Below are 14746 nucleotides of genomic sequence, written 5' to 3' on the forward strand. Positions count from 1 at the left end.
CCGTCTTCCTCCTGTCATCTGCACATCATAAAACCGTCATTTTACCCCGCTAGGTTATGCCCATCCTCGGTCACAGAGATGCATTACGGGCATGAGCTATTTATCACTCCATCACATCCAGAAATCATGGGGAAACAAGGTCGCACTTAACGACATCAGTTTTGATGTGGAAGAGGGCGATTTCATTGCGTTACTGGGGCCGTCAGGCTGCGGTAAATCCACCATGCTGCGCACTATCGCCGGGCTGGAGTCTGCCGACAGCGGGACGATTAATTTCCGTCAGGAGGATGTCACCGCGCTCTCGCCGTCGCAGCGCAAACTGTCGATGGTCTTTCAGTCCTATGCGCTTTTCCCGCACATGAGCGTGCGCGAAAATCTGCTGTTCGGCCTGCGTGCACGGGGGGAAGACAAGCGCCATTTCGCCGCCCGTCTGGCTGAGGTCGGTAAACTGATGGAGTTGGATCAACTGCTTGACCGGTTGCCGTCGCAGCTTTCCGGCGGACAGCAGCAGCGCGTGGCGCTCGGGCGGGCGGTCATCGCCAATAATAAGCTCTGCCTGATGGATGAACCGCTGTCTAATCTTGACGCCAAACTGCGCCAGAGCATGCGCCGCGAAATCCGCGCGATTCAGAAAAAGCTCGGTCTGACGATGGTTTATGTCACCCATGACCAGACAGAAGCCATGAGCATGGCCGATAAAATCATTCTGCTTAATGACGGCTGCATCGAGCAGCACGACACGCCGGACAACCTCTATAACAACCCGACCAGCATTTTCGCTGCGCAGTTCATTGGTGCGCCGCCGATGAATATCCTGCCGCTGGTGCATCGCGGTGCGCATCATTATCTCGCCAGCATGCCGGTACCGGTGGTGGAACATCCGGACGAGGCGCTCAGTCTCGGGCTGCGGGCTGAAGATATTCAGCTGACCGACGCAGCGCACGCCGGTCTTATCGCGCAGGTCATCAGCCATGAATACATGGGTGCCGACACCCTGGTGGTGTGCGCGCTGGCCGGATACCCGGAGCCGCTGACCGTAAAAGTCGCCGGTATGCGCCGCTTTGCCGAAGGCCAGGCGGTCGGGCTGCAATGGGCAACCGGCGCACAGTATTTTTTCTTCACGGCGGGCGGCAAGCGCTGTTATCGCGCTGAACGTGCCTGTTTACCCTCAGAAAATAAAGTCGCTGTGTAATTTGTACCTTTTGTTTTTATTCATTTTTTGACTTCACAACACGGTTAAATGCCAAAGGGAAAATCATGTCACCTGCTCATCGTTTCTCACGCCTTGCCACTGCATTGTTGTTGATCACCGGCACCTCCGCATTTGCGGCTGATCCGGTTAAATTGCAAATGTATTACCCGATCGCCGTTGGCGGCAAAATCAGCCATACGGTAGATACCCTGGTGGAAGACTTCCAGAAAACCCATCCGGACATCAGCATTCAGCCGGTGTATACCGGCGATTACGCCACCACCGTCACCAAAGCGCTGACCGCGTTTCGCGGTGGCAATGCGCCGCAAATCGCGGTGATCGGTGATATCGAAGCCTATTCCCTGATTGACGCGGGCGCGATCCTGCCGGTCAGCGATCTGGCCAATGACGCCGAGGGCAAAAAGTGGATCGACGGCTTCTATCCGGCGTTTATCCGCCACATTCAGGACAAAGTGTGGAGCATTCCGTTCCAGCGTTCGACCGTGGTGTTGTACTGGAACAAGCAGGCGTTTGAGAAAGCCGGTCTGAACGGCGACACGCCACCGGCCAACTGGCAGCAGGTGGTGGATTTCGGCAAGAAACTGGTGATCCGCGACGGTAACGACGTCAAACAGTGGGGCATCGAAATCCCTTCCACGCCAAACGGCTACTGGAACTTCCAGGGGATCGCCGCCACTAACGGCAGCCATCTTGATAACGGCAAAGGCACGGCGGTCACCTTCGACACGCCGGCTAACGTCGAAGCCTTACAGTGGCTGACCGATCTGGCACAGAAAGACGCGGTATCGCCTAAAGGCGCGATTGCCTGGGGCACCACGCCGCAGGACTTTATCGACGGTAAAACCGCGATGATGGTCACCACCACCGGTAACCTGACGACCGTGCGCGACAACGCGAAATTCCCGTTCGGCGTGGCGATGCTGCCTGAGAAAACCCGGCGCGGCAGCCCGACCGGCGGCGGTAACCTGTACGTCTTCAAAAATACCACGCCGGAACAGCAGAAAGCGGCGATGGCGTTTATCCGCTGGGTCTCCGCGCCTGAACAGGCTGCCCGCTGGAGTATCGCGACCGGTTATGTAGCGACGTCACCTGCCGCGTGGGAAACACCGGTGATGCAGGAGTACGTTAAAAAAGTGCCACAGGCGCTGGTTGCCCGTGAACAGCTGAAATATTCCCAGCCTGAGCTTTCCACTTACAACAGCGTGCAGATCCAGGAACTGATGAACCATGCGATCGAAGCCGCCGTGACGCAGGCGAAAACCCCGGCAGATGCGCTCAGTTCTGCGCAAAAACAGGCTGACCGTCTGTTGAAACCGTACCAGTAAGGAACGGCATGAGCACTCTGCACGCTGTCGCACCGGCACCCCGCACACGCGGGTTGTCTTTACAGGTTTATGGCTACCTGCTGCTGTTACCGGCACTGGGCTTTTTGCTGATGTTTACCCATTACCCGATGCTGGCAACGCTGTGGGAAAGCGTGTTCAGCGCCGCGCGTAACGGGCATCCGGCGCAGTTTGTCGGGCTGGATAATTACCGCGCCTTGCTTGACGATGATACTTTCCTGTTGTCGCTGCGTAACAACCTGTTGTACGCGGCGATCACCATTCCACTGTCTGTCGTGCTGGCGCTGCTGATGGCGCTGGCGGTTAACCGCCGCCTGCGCGGCAACGCCGTCACCCGCGCGGCCTTCTTCATTCCTTCTTTACTGCCGATGGTGGCGATCGCCAATTTGTGGCTGTTTTTCTACACGCCGCAGCTCGGGTTGCTCAACAAACTGCTGGCGCTGTTTTCTCTGCCCGCCGTCAACTGGCTCGGGCAGCCGGATACCGCGCTGTACAGCCTGATGGCCGTCTCGGTATGGCGTGAAGCGGGATTCTTCATGATTTTTTATCTCGCTGCGTTGCAGCAAATCGATCCGCGTCTTGCCGAGGCGGCTGAAATCGAAGGGGCGTCGCGGGGGTATTATTTTCGTCGCGTGCAGTGGCCGCTGCTGATGCCCACCACGCTGTTTATTTTGATCAACGCCTCGATGAACGCGTTCCGTATTGTCGATCAGGTGATCGCCATGACCAACGGCGGGCCAAACAACAGCACCAGTTTGCTGCTGTTTTACATCTACCGCACCGCTTTCAGTTACTGGGATTTGCCGTATGCCTCGGCGATGACCGTTGTGCTGCTGGTGATCCTGGCGAGCATTGCGCTGATCAAATTTAACCTGATGGATAAAAGGGCACATTATCAGTGAAACCCGATGCATTGCGTCACACCGCGTTCGGCCAGTACGGCCTGAATCTGATCACCTGGCTGGCGGCCTTACTGTGGTTTTTGCCGATTCTGGTGGCTATCTGGGTCGCGCTTCATCCCGCGTCCGAGCAGGGCAGTTTCTCGCTGTTTGCGCCGCTGACGTTGCAGAATTTTATCAACGCCTGGCATGCCGCGCCCTTTGCCCGCTACTTTCTCAATACCACGTTGCTGGTACTGATGATCGTGGTCTGCCAGATGGTGCTGGCCACGCTGGCGGCCTACGCGCTGGTGCGGTTCAAAATGAAAGGCGGCGGACTTATTTTTGCGCTGATTTTATTGCAGCTGATGATAAGCCCCGACGTTCTGATCCTGAATAACTATAAAACCATCAGCGCGCTCGGATTGCGCGACAGCCTGCTGGGGATTGCCTTACCGTATTTCGCCTCGGCGTTTGCCATTTTCATGCTGCGTCAGACCTTCAAAAGCATTCCGCTGGTGCTGGAAGAGGCGGCGATTGTGGAAGGCGCCAGCCGGTTTTACATTCTGCGCAAAATCTACATTCCGCTGGCAAAGCCGATTTATGTGGCGTTTGCGCTGGTATCGATAAGCTTTCACTGGAACGACTTCCTCTGGCCGCTGGTCATCACTGATTCGGTGAAGGTCCGGCCAATCACCGTGGGCTTGCAGCTTTTCTCCGCGCCGGAACAGGGCGTGCAGTGGGCGCTGATCAGCGCCGCGACGCTGATGACCGTGCTGCCGCTGCTGGTGTTGTTCCTGGTGTTTCAACGTCAGTTTGTTCAATCCTTTATGCGGGCGGGCATCCGTTAATTCGCCCGACAGGAGTTTCTTATGACCGATATTCTCACTTCTCCGTCGTTGTCCCCGGAGCAGGAACAGGCGCTCGGTAAGGTTAGCGCGCTCTATCAGACACCGAAGATGCATGATGCCAGCGTCTCCGGTCAGCGCCTGCGTTTCGGGCTGATTGCCGACCCGCAATATGCCGACGCCGTGACAGAAAAGGATCGTTATTACCGCAACAGCCTGAATAAACTGGCCACCGCGATCACCGAGCTCAATGATCTGAAACTGGATTTCGTGGTCACGCTGGGCGATCTGGTCGATCGCGACTGGTGCAGTTTCGAACCTGTGCTGAACACCTACGCCGCGCTGCGCCATCCGCATGCGGCGCTGATCGGCAACCATGATGCGCAGGTGATTTCACAACATCTGGGCGCGCAGACACCGGCGCTCGGCTTGCCGAAAAGCTACTACGCGTTCACGTTGCCGGGTTACCGCTTTCTGGTGACCGATGGCAACGACGTCAGTCTGTACTGCAATCACGCCAACGGCGACGATCATCAGCTGGCAGAATTTATGCTCGATGAACTGACCGAATGCCAGCAATCGCAGGCGCAGCCGTGGAACGGTGCGGTAGGGCGCAAACAGCTGGCGTGGATCGAAGAACACCTGAAACAGGCGAAAGCGCAGGGCGAAACGGTGCTGGTGTTCGGGCATTACCCGCTGACGCCGGTGAACAGCCATAATCTGTGGAATTGTGAAACGCTGGTGGAACTGCTGTGCCGCTATCAGGTGCGCGCCTTCTTTGCCGGGCACGATCATCGCGGGGGTTACGACCGGATCGAAAACACCGACTTCATCACCCTGAAAGGCATGGTGGATGGCGAAAACCGTTTGCCGTTTGCCAGTGTCACGCTGGACGGTGATGTCCTGACGATCACCGGCTACGGGCCTGAAGTCAGCCGGGTGCTGAGTTTTTAAGGGCAGGTTCTGCCGGATGACCCAAAAAAAAGGCTCACCGCAGTGAGCCTGATTTTGCACAAACCGTTTCGCGCAGTAGTTACGCCGTCAGCAGATTTGGACAGGCCACGCCTTTCCCCAGCTGATCAATATTCATCAGCGTGGTTTCTGAAATGCTGGTCAGCGCGTCACTGGTCAGGAATGCCTGATGTCCGGTGAACAGCACGTTGTGGCAGGAAGAGAGGCGGCGGAAGACGTCGTCGAGAATGACTTCGTTGGAGTTGTCCTCGAAGAACAGATCGCGTTCGTTTTCGTACACGTCCATCCCCAGTGCGCCGATTTTCTGCTTTTTCAGCGCATCAATGGCGGCGGTGGCATCAAGCAGTGCGCCACGGCTGGTATTGACGATCATCACGCCATCTTTCATTTTGGCGAAAGATTGCGCATTCAGCAGATGGTGGTTTTCCGGCGTCAGCGGGCAGTGCAGGGAAATCACGTCAGACTCGGCGTACAAAGTGTCCAGATCGACATATTCTGCGCCAAGTTCCAGCGCCAGCGGGCTTGGGAACGGATCGTAGGCCAGAATGCGCATACCGAACCCTTTCAGGATCCGCATGGTCGCCACGCCGATTTTACCGGTGCCGATGATCCCGGCGGTACGCTGATACATGTTAAAACCGATCAGACCTTCCAGTGAGAAGTTGGCTTCACGGGTACGCTGATAGGCGCGGTGAATGTGACGGTTGAGACACAGCATCATGCCGACCGCGTGCTCGGCGACGGCTTCCGGGGAGTAGGCCGGGACGCGCACAACGTCAATGCCCAGCTCCCGGGCGGCGTCCAGATCGACATTGTTAAAGCCCGCACAGCGAAGCGCCAGCGTTTTCACCCCGAGGGTCGCCAGCTCCTGTAACACGTCACGCGATCCGTCATCATTCACGAAAATGCACACGGCATCTGCGCCGATAGCGGTTTTCGCCGTTTGCGGGGTCAGCAGAAAATCGAAGAACTCAAGTTCATAGCCATAATGCTGATTCACCAGTTCCAGATATTTCCGGTCATAATTTTTAGTACTGTAGACAGCCACTTTCATGGTGTTTCTCCGCAGTGAGTTTGAATCTGTGGCGATGTTGTTTCCTTATGTTTTCTAAGGAATAAAACGTTTTGGAAACAATTCGCGCAATACGACCAAAGTAACAGAGCGCGGGATGGCAGACAATTTTTCCTGTGCTATTCAGGCTCAGGGTACTGGTTTTTCAACCATCAGTTGTTACGCTAATTATGTTATCTTGCGGGCAGTTACACATTTAGCGAAGAACAAGGCAAGTCATGCGGAACGGACTTAAGAAAAGCGTACAGGTGATCCTGAGTATAGTGGTGATTCTTGTCCTGCTTATTTGGGTGTTATGGAAAACCGTGCCGCGCTGGCTGCCGCCTCTCGCCAGCCACTGGTTGCCCGCGGGAACACAGCTGTCGCTGAACGGTTCCCCGCACTGGTCGGGCGGCAGCCTGCAACTGCCGGGGCTGCGCTATGCCGCCGGTGATTGCGTGCTTGCCAGCGCAAAAGATGCGCGCCTGAGCAAAAAGACCGGGCGCTGGGCGCTGGATCTGGACACCCTCACCGTTGACACCGCCTGCCTTACGAAGCTGCCCGCCAGTGACGGCCAGTCCACCTTATCGCTGGCCGACATCCAGAGTGTGCTTCCCGCAGGGCGGGTCAATATTGCACATTTCTCTGTCACGCCGTGGCAGCGCTATGCCGGGAAATTACAGCTCGATAATACCGGCGGCGTGCAGCACCTTTCCTTTAACGGCGAATCGCTGACGCTGGATGCAATCCTCGATGGCAACCGTACACTGGCGATCCACACTTTCAGCCTGACACCGCCGGGCAGTGATCAGCCCATCACCCTGAGTGGAAAACTGCTGCTTCCCGCCACCTTTGACAGGCTGCCTGAATCCGGTGAACTGCATGCTGAAATGCGCACCGCGCAGGTGCCCAACCCGCTGGATATTCAGCTGAGCTGGCAGGCCACCGAAGGCGTACTGACGCTGACCGAAAAAGGCAGCGAGTCGCCACTGGCGAGATTACCGTGGAAGCTCAATGACAAAGAGCTGAACATCACTCAGGGACAATGGCGCTGGCCGTACGCCCTGCAACCGCTGGCGGGCGGCATCAACCTGACGCTCAGCGACTGGACGCAGACCTTTGATCAAACCAACATCACCGCGCGCCTGAACGTGCTGACTCAGGGTCACAATGGTAAAGCCAACGTGGTGCTGACGATGGGGCCGGGCCGTATCGGGCTGCTCGACAGCAATCTTGATTTCCGGCTGACCGGTCAGGCGAATTTGCAGGCGACCTCGCTGAGCGCGTCCCTGCCTGGCGTGCTCAGCGGCTCGGTGCTCAACCCGACGCTGTTATTGCGCAGCGGTTCCCTGTTACGGGCCTGGGGTAAACCCGTGCCTGAACTGACCATTACCGATGCCCGCTGGCCGCTGGCCGGTGTGAAAGTCTCTGCGCAAGGCGTCAGCGGACCCTTACAGGCGATCCTCAAAGCGCAGCACAGCTACTGGGGCAAGTTTGATTTGCATCTGAACGGAAAATCGCAGGCGTTCTGGCCGGATGCCGGGCAGTGGGATTTCAATTACTGGGGGAACGGGCATCTGCCGCCGCTCAGCGGCCGCTGGGATATGTCCGGAAAAGGCCAGTGGCATGACAACGTGATCCGCATAAACAGCCTGTCGACCGGTTTTGCCCGGCTGCATTACGGCATTGTGGATGTGGATGCGCCGCGCCTGACGCTGGAACAGCCGTTTGTCTGGCAACGTCCGGTGCCTGAACGTTTCAGGAAACAGTACCCGGATCAGCCTACGGTGTTTAAAGGCGACATCCGGCTAGTGGCGAAGAAAATCGCCTTTACCAACGGCGGTTATCTGCCGCCTGCAACCCTGACGCTGCAACTCAGCGGCGATACCCCCTCGCACTTTACCCTTCGCGGATCGCTTGACGCCAAACCGATTGGCCCGATCCGCCTGTCCGGGCGCTGGGACGGTGAGCGTCTGCGCGGAGAAGGCTGGTGGCCGAAACAACAGCTCACGGCGTTTCAGACGCTGCTGACACCGGATCTCGACATCAAATTACGTGAAGGATCTTTCTACGCGCAGTCGGCATTTTCCGCCGCGCGCGGTCAGGGTTTCATTGCGGGCGGGCACTGGGTGGTGAAAAACGGCGGCATGTGGCTGAAAGACGGCGACCTGAGCGGGCTGGATTTCAGCCTGCCGTATCGCCTGCAGGATGCGGTCTGGCAGCTGGGCGTCAAACAGCCGGTGATGCTGCGCATCGGCGAAATCAACAACCTGATCACGATGAATAATATTACGGCGGATTTGCAGGGCCATTATCCGTGGAGTGAAGACAAACCGCTGACGCTCTCCAATCTCGGTGTGGACGCGCTGCGCGGGCACCTGAGTTTGTCGGCGCTGCGTATGCCGCAACACGATGCGGCCGTGCTCAAACTGGAAAAAATCAGTCTCAGTGAATTATTCACCGCCCTGAAACCCAAACAGCTGGCGATGTCAGGAATGATTTACGGAGAGTTACCGCTGTATGTGGACAATCCAAAATGGATTATTCATAACGGCTGGATAAAAAATGACGGCGGCCTGACCCTGCGTCTCGATCAGCAATTTGCCGATGCGATGGCCAGTGGCAACTTCGCCAATGGTATGGTGATTGGCCTGCTGCGATATATGGAAATCAGCCGGTCAGAGGCGCAGGTCAGCCTCGATAATCTCGGTGAAATGACGATGGCCGCAAAAATCGATGGCGTGAATTATACCGACACGACGCACGGCGGTGAAAAAGAGAAACGGGAAGTCGTGCTCAATTACACCCATCAGGAAAATATCTATCAGCTGTGGCGCAGTTTGCGCTTTGGCGACAATCTTCAGGAATGGCTGCAACAGCAGGTTTCCTTACCCGCGAATGCGCTGTCGAAAAGCCCCGCAGACGGCGGGCAGAAAAAGGATCAATCAGTGAGGAAGGTACAATGAAACAGCGACTTGTCGGCCCGTGCGTGGTGCTGGGCGTTATGATGCTCAGCGGCTGCGTTCCCCGCATCGAACTGGCTGCGCCAAAAGAGCCGATCACCATCAATATGAACGTCAAGATTGAGCATGAGATCCACATCAAAGTGGATAAAGACGTCGAAAATCTGCTTAAAAACCAGAACGATCTGTTTTAGGAGCCGATATGCCCAGGGCATTTATCAAAAGATTCAGCCTTATGCTGCTGACCAGCGGATTACTGCTGTGCAGTCAGGCGTTCGCGTTAACGCTCAGCGAAGCGAAACAGCAAGGTCTGGTGGGGGAAACGCTTTCCGGCTATCTGGCGCCGGTCAGAGAAGATCAGGAAAGTATCGCCTTCGCGACGCGCATCAACGACGCCCGCAAACAGCAGTATCAGCAAGTCGCGCAGGATAATCAGGTCACCACCGACGATGTCGCCAAACTGGCCGGGCAAAAACTGGTCGCCAGAGCCGGAAAGGGCGAATGGGTGCGCGGCATTAACGGGAAGTGGTTGCAGAAGTAAAAACAGACGTATTTATTCATGAGGCAGGGAAATAAAAAAGCGCGCTATATAAGCGCGCAAGAGGGTTTTCACAACAACATCAGAGCGGGTTTTCAGACACAGATTTTAAAGAGAGTAGCCCGCGCCCTGATTGTGAAAATTAAGCAGCAGCCAGTTCTTTGATCGCGGCGTCGATGGCGGCTTTCGCATCAGTCTGCGCTTTGGTCGCCACTTCAGGGCCGTATGCGATGCCTTCCGCGTAAACGAATTCTACGTCGCTCATGCCCAGGAAGCCCAGGAACAGAGACAGGTAAGGGGCAACCAGGTCGCTCGGGGTGTCTTTATGGATGCCACCACGGCTGGTCAGAACGATAACGCGTTTGCCTTTCACCAGGCCTTCAGGGCCTTTCTCGGTGTATTTGAACGTCACGCCCGCACGCGCTACCAGGTCGAAATAGGTTTTCAGCTGTGTAGGAATGTTGAAGTTGTACATAGGTGCAGCGATAACGATCACGTCGTGCGCCTGCAGTTCGTCGATCAGGGTGTTGGACAGCGCCAGTGCTTCTTCCTGACGTGGTGACAGCGGAGCATCGGAAGGACGCAGCGCGCCAACCAGTTCACCGTCGAGTACCGGGATCGGGTCCGCAGCCAGGTCACGTACTGTCACGGTAGAACCGCTGTTCGCAGCCTGATACTGTGCAACAAGATAATCAGCCAGTTGGTTTGACTGAGAGAAGTTAGCCAGAATGCTTGATTTCAGGACGAGTACTTTGCTCATTAGAGAGTTCCTTAACTGTGTGATACATAGGGTGCAGGTTTTTATAACCAGAACGTACCCGGAATGGAACTTACTTTATTCAGAAAGCTTATGCAGTGATAGCGCAATATTTAGAGATCTATCATCAGTTTTTTTGAATAAATCAGAAACCGAACATTCCTCGCCCGATTTTCAGCATGTTCAACACCTTGTGCTAACATAGCGCCAGGCAGGTAAGGCGTGGCCCTTCCTCATCACCCATTCAGATTCAGTTGACGGCATCTCTGATCCCCGTCAGCAGACATGTAACAAGGAATTCCGAACGTGAAATCACCGCTCGCGGCACTATCAGCGCAGTTAGACGGGCTGATGCTACGTGACCGGCAACGCCTGCAACGTCGTTTGCAGGGTGCCAACAAGATCAACAAGCCTGAAGCCCTCGAGGCATTAAGTGCTGAAATCCAAAGCGCGATCACTGAAAGCCTGAAAAAAGTCAGCTCCCGCGAAGCATCACGACCAAAAATCAGCTATCCGCAAAATCTGCCGGTCAGTCAGAAAAAAGACGATATCTTTAACGCCATTCGCGACCATCAGGTGGTGATCGTTGCCGGGGAAACCGGTTCCGGTAAAACCACCCAGATCCCAAAAATCTGCATGGAGCTTGGCCGCGGGATAAAAGGCGTGATCGGCCACACCCAGCCGCGACGTCTGGCGGCGCGTACGGTGGCGAACCGTATTGCCGATGAGCTGGACACCACGCTTGGCAACACGGTCGGCTATAAAGTCCGCTTTACCGACCAGGTCGGTGACAACACGCTGGTCAAACTGATGACTGACGGTATTCTGCTGGCCGAAATCCAGCAGGATCGCATGCTGATGCAATACGACACGCTGATCATCGATGAAGCGCATGAGCGCAGCCTGAACATCGATTTCATTCTCGGTTATCTGCGTCAGTTGTTGCCCAAACGCCCGGATCTGAAAGTCATCATTACCTCGGCCACCATCGATCCGCAGCGCTTCTCGCGTCATTTTAACAACGCGCCGATCATTGAAGTGTCAGGCCGAACCTATCCGGTTGACGTGCGTTACCGGCCGATTGTCGATGACGCTGACGATGTGGACCGCGATCAGCTGCAGGCGATTTTTGATGCCGTCGATGAGCTTGGCCGCGAAAGCATGGGCGACATCCTGATTTTCATGAGCGGTGAGCGTGAAATCCGTGATACCGCCGATGCGCTGAACCGGCTGGATTTACCGCACACCGAGATTTTGCCGCTGTATGCGCGGCTGTCGAACAGCGAGCAGAACCGCGTTTTCCAGTCGCACACGGGCCGGCGCATCGTGCTGGCAACCAACGTCGCCGAAACCTCGCTGACCGTGCCCGGCATCAAGTATGTGATTGACCCCGGCACTGCGCGTATCAGCCGCTACAGTTTCCGCACCAAAGTGCAGCGCCTGCCGATTGAACCCGTCTCACAGGCCTCCGCCAACCAGCGTAAAGGCCGCTGTGGCCGTGTCTCGAAAGGGATTTGTATCCGTCTCTATTCTGAGATGGATTTCCTGTCGCGCCCTGAATTTACCGACCCCGAAATTCTGCGCACCAATCTGGCGTCCGTTATTTTACAAATGACCTCGCTCGGGCTGGGCGATATCGCCGCGTTCCCGTTCGTCGAAGCGCCGGATAAGCGCAATATTCAGGACGGCGTGCGTCTGCTGGAAGAGCTGAACGCCATCAATAATGCCGTCGATGGACGTTACACCCTGACCCCGCTTGGTCGTCAGCTGGCGCAGTTGCCGGTGGATCCGCGTCTGGCGCGCATGGTGCTGGAAGCGCAGAAAAACGGCTGCGTGCGCGAAGTGATGATCATCACCTCGGCGCTGTCGATTCAGGATCCGCGTGAGCGCCCGATGGACAAACAGCAGGCGTCCGATGAGAAACATCGCCGCTTTGCCGATAAAGACTCTGATTTCCAGGCGTTCGTCAATTTGTGGGATCACCTGAAAGTGCAGCAAAAAGAGCTGACCTCGGCACAGTTCCGTAAGCTGTGCCGCAGCGATTTTCTGAACTACTTGCGCGTTCGCGAGTGGCAGGACATCTACACCCAGCTGCGTCAGGTGGTGAAAGAGCTCGGGCTGCCGGTGAACAGCGAACCGGCTGAGTATCGCGAAATTCACTGTTCGCTGCTGACCGGTTTGCTGTCGCATATCGGCCAGAAAGATGTGGATAAACAAGAGTATACCGGTGCGCGCAACGCCCGTTTTGCGGTGTTCCCTGGCTCCGGTTTATTCAAAAAACCGCCAAAATGGGTGATGGTCGCCGAACTGGTGGAAACCAGCCGCCTGTGGGGGCGCATTGCTGCACGTATCGAACCGGAATGGATCGAACCGCTGGCGAAGCATCTGGCGAAGAGCAGTTACAGCGAACCGCACTGGGAAAAAGCCCAGGGCGCGGTGATGGCGACGGAGAAAGTGACGCTGTACGGCCTGCCGATTGTGGCGGCGCGCAGCGTCAATTACGGCACCATCGATCCCGTGGTGTCGCGCGAACTGTTTATCCGCCATGCCCTGGTGGAAGGCGACTGGCAGACGCGTCACGCGTTCTTCCGCGCCAACCTGCGTCTGCGTTCTGAGGTCGAAGAGCTGGAACACAAATCCCGCCGCCGCGATATTCTGGTGGATGAAGAGACGCTGTTCCTGTTCTACGAGCAGCGTATTGGCATGGAAGTGGTTTCAGGCCGGCATTTTGATACCTGGTGGAAAACACAGCCGCAGGACAGCCTCAACTTCGAAAAAAGCATGCTGATCAAAGAGGGCGCAGGCAATATCAGCGCCCATGATTACCCGAACTTCTGGCATCAGGGCAACATCAAACTGCGCGTCACTTATCAGTTTGAGCCGGGTACCGATGCCGACGGCGTCACGGTGCATATCCCGCTGCCGCTGCTTAATCAGGTCAGCGAACAGGGCTTTGACTGGCAGATCCCCGGCATTCGCCGGGAGCTTATCATGGCACTGATCAAGTCGTTGCCGAAGCCGTTACGCCGTAACTTTGTTCCCGCACCAAACTACGCGGATGCCCTGATGGGGCGCATCAAACCTTTTGAGATGCCGTTGCTGGATGCGATGGAAAAAGAGCTGCGTAAGATGAGTGGCGTGACGTTGTCACGTGAAGACTGGCAGCTGGATCAGGTGCCAGACCATCTCAAGATGACGTTCCGCATTGTTGATGACAAAAACAAAACACTGCGTGAAAGCAAAGACCTGACGGCGCTGAAAGCCGGCCTGAAAGAGCAGGTGCAGCAGACACTTTCCGCCGTCGCCGACGACGGTATCGAACAACGTGACTTGCATGTCTGGAGTTTTGGCACGCTGCCCGAGCGTTATGAACAGAAGCGCGGCGGGTATGAGGTGAAAGCCTATCCGGCGATTGTTGATGAAAAAGACAGTATCGCCATCCGATTATTTGACAGCGAACTGGAACAGCAACAGGCAATGTGGGGCGGAATGCGCCGCCTGCTGCTGCTGAATATTCCTTCACCCATCAAATATCTGCACGATAAGTTGCCGAATAAAGCCAAGCTGGGGCTATATTTCAACCCGTACGGCAAAGTGCTGGATCTGATCGACGACTGCATTTCCTGCGGCATCGACAAACTGATCGCTGAGTCCGGCGGGCTGGTGTGGCGCGAAGAGGATTTCGCCAAATTACACGAGCACGTTCGCGCTAACCTGAATGAAGCCGTGGTGCAGATTGCCATTCAGGTCGAGCAGATCCTGACGACGGTTTTCAACATCAATAAACGGCTGAAAGGACGTATTGATATCAGCCTGGCGCTGGCGCTTTCAGATATCAAAGCGCAAATGTCCGGCCTGATTTACCGTGGTTTCGTGACGCAAAACGGCTGGAAACGTCTGCCGGATACCCTGCGTTATCTCAATGCTATTGAGCGCCGGATGGACAAACTGGCGATGGATCCGCACCGTGACCGGGCGCAGATGCTGAAAGTCGAGAGTATTGAGAAACAGTGGCAGCAGTGGCTGAATAAGTTACCGCCGGTGCGCCAGCAAAGTGAAGACGTGAAGGAAGTGCGCTGGATGATAGAGGAACTGCGCGTCAGCTATTTTGCGCAGCAACTCGGCACACCGTATCCGATCTCAGATAAACGGATTTTGCAGACCATGGAGCAGCTGGTGTAAT

At 56.0% G+C, this 14746-nt stretch carries 11 protein-coding genes; 9 read left to right on the plus strand and 2 right to left on the minus strand.

Annotated elements, in window-relative coordinates; genetic code table 11:
* The first annotated feature begins 91 nt into the window (after positions 1–91).
* The 5 genes from ACO0U8_RS20425 to ACO0U8_RS20445 all read left to right on the plus strand — a co-directional run bounded on the left by ACO0U8_RS20425 (position 92) and on the right by ACO0U8_RS20445 (position 5236).
* Complete coding sequence (locus ACO0U8_RS20425) at positions 92–1192, plus strand: ABC transporter ATP-binding protein (protein WP_421671512.1); 1101 nt, start codon at positions 92–94, stop codon at positions 1190–1192.
* Between the two features lie 65 nt (positions 1193–1257).
* Positions 1258–2538 (plus strand): ABC transporter substrate-binding protein, encoded by a 1281-nt coding sequence (locus ACO0U8_RS20430; RefSeq protein WP_183847191.1) that lies wholly within the window; start codon positions 1258–1260, stop codon positions 2536–2538.
* Between the two features lie 8 nt (positions 2539–2546).
* Positions 2547–3458 carry a carbohydrate ABC transporter permease gene (locus ACO0U8_RS20435; protein ID WP_056770412.1) on the plus strand — a complete coding sequence of 304 codons (912 nt, stop codon included), beginning with the start codon at positions 2547–2549 and terminating at the stop codon, positions 3456–3458.
* Between the two features lie 11 nt (positions 3459–3469).
* Complete coding sequence (locus ACO0U8_RS20440; RefSeq protein ID WP_122095627.1) at positions 3470–4285, plus strand: carbohydrate ABC transporter permease; 816 nt, start codon at positions 3470–3472, stop codon at positions 4283–4285.
* A gap of 21 nt (positions 4286–4306) precedes the next feature.
* Positions 4307–5236, plus strand: a complete 930-nt coding sequence (locus ACO0U8_RS20445) for a metallophosphoesterase (RefSeq protein WP_056770417.1) — start codon at positions 4307–4309, stop codon at positions 5234–5236.
* A gap of 79 nt (positions 5237–5315) precedes the next feature.
* Here ACO0U8_RS20445 and ACO0U8_RS20450 read toward each other — a convergent pair whose 3' ends face one another.
* Positions 5316–6308 carry a 2-hydroxyacid dehydrogenase gene (locus ACO0U8_RS20450; RefSeq protein ID WP_056770420.1) on the minus strand — a complete coding sequence of 331 codons (993 nt, stop codon included), beginning with the start codon at positions 6306–6308 and terminating at the stop codon, positions 5316–5318.
* Between the two features lie 236 nt (positions 6309–6544).
* Between ACO0U8_RS20450 and ACO0U8_RS20455 the strand changes: the two genes are divergently transcribed.
* The 3 genes from ACO0U8_RS20455 to ACO0U8_RS20465 are packed head-to-tail and all read left to right on the plus strand — an operon-like array spanning position 6545 to position 9809.
* On the plus strand, positions 6545–9271 hold the full coding sequence (locus ACO0U8_RS20455; protein WP_421671513.1) for a YdbH family protein: 2727 nt from the start codon (positions 6545–6547) through the stop codon (positions 9269–9271).
* Entirely contained in the window at positions 9268–9462 is a 195-nt protein-coding gene (locus ACO0U8_RS20460) for a YnbE family lipoprotein (protein ID WP_122095252.1), read from the plus strand. The genes ACO0U8_RS20455 and ACO0U8_RS20460 overlap by 4 nt, the downstream gene beginning before the upstream one ends.
* Before the next feature lie 8 nt (positions 9463–9470).
* A complete protein-coding gene (locus tag ACO0U8_RS20465; protein WP_240993871.1) occupies positions 9471–9809 on the plus strand; it encodes a YdbL family protein in 339 nt (112 codons plus the stop codon).
* A gap of 139 nt (positions 9810–9948) precedes the next feature.
* On the opposite strand, the gene ACO0U8_RS20470 is transcribed toward ACO0U8_RS20465, so the two are convergent.
* Positions 9949–10566 (minus strand): FMN-dependent NADH-azoreductase, encoded by a 618-nt coding sequence (locus ACO0U8_RS20470; RefSeq protein ID WP_056770427.1) that lies wholly within the window; start codon positions 10564–10566, stop codon positions 9949–9951.
* Positions 10567–10869: 303 nt separating this feature from the next.
* On the opposite strand from ACO0U8_RS20470, the gene hrpA reads away from it, so the two are divergent.
* Complete coding sequence (gene hrpA / locus ACO0U8_RS20475) at positions 10870–14745, plus strand: ATP-dependent RNA helicase HrpA (protein ID WP_421671514.1); 3876 nt, start codon at positions 10870–10872, stop codon at positions 14743–14745.
* Position 14746 lies beyond the last annotated feature (1 nt).

It is taken from the genome of Rahnella sp. EDr1-12, from assembly GCF_049206505.1.
Taxonomy (GTDB): domain Bacteria; phylum Pseudomonadota; class Gammaproteobacteria; order Enterobacterales; family Enterobacteriaceae; genus Rahnella; species Rahnella rivi.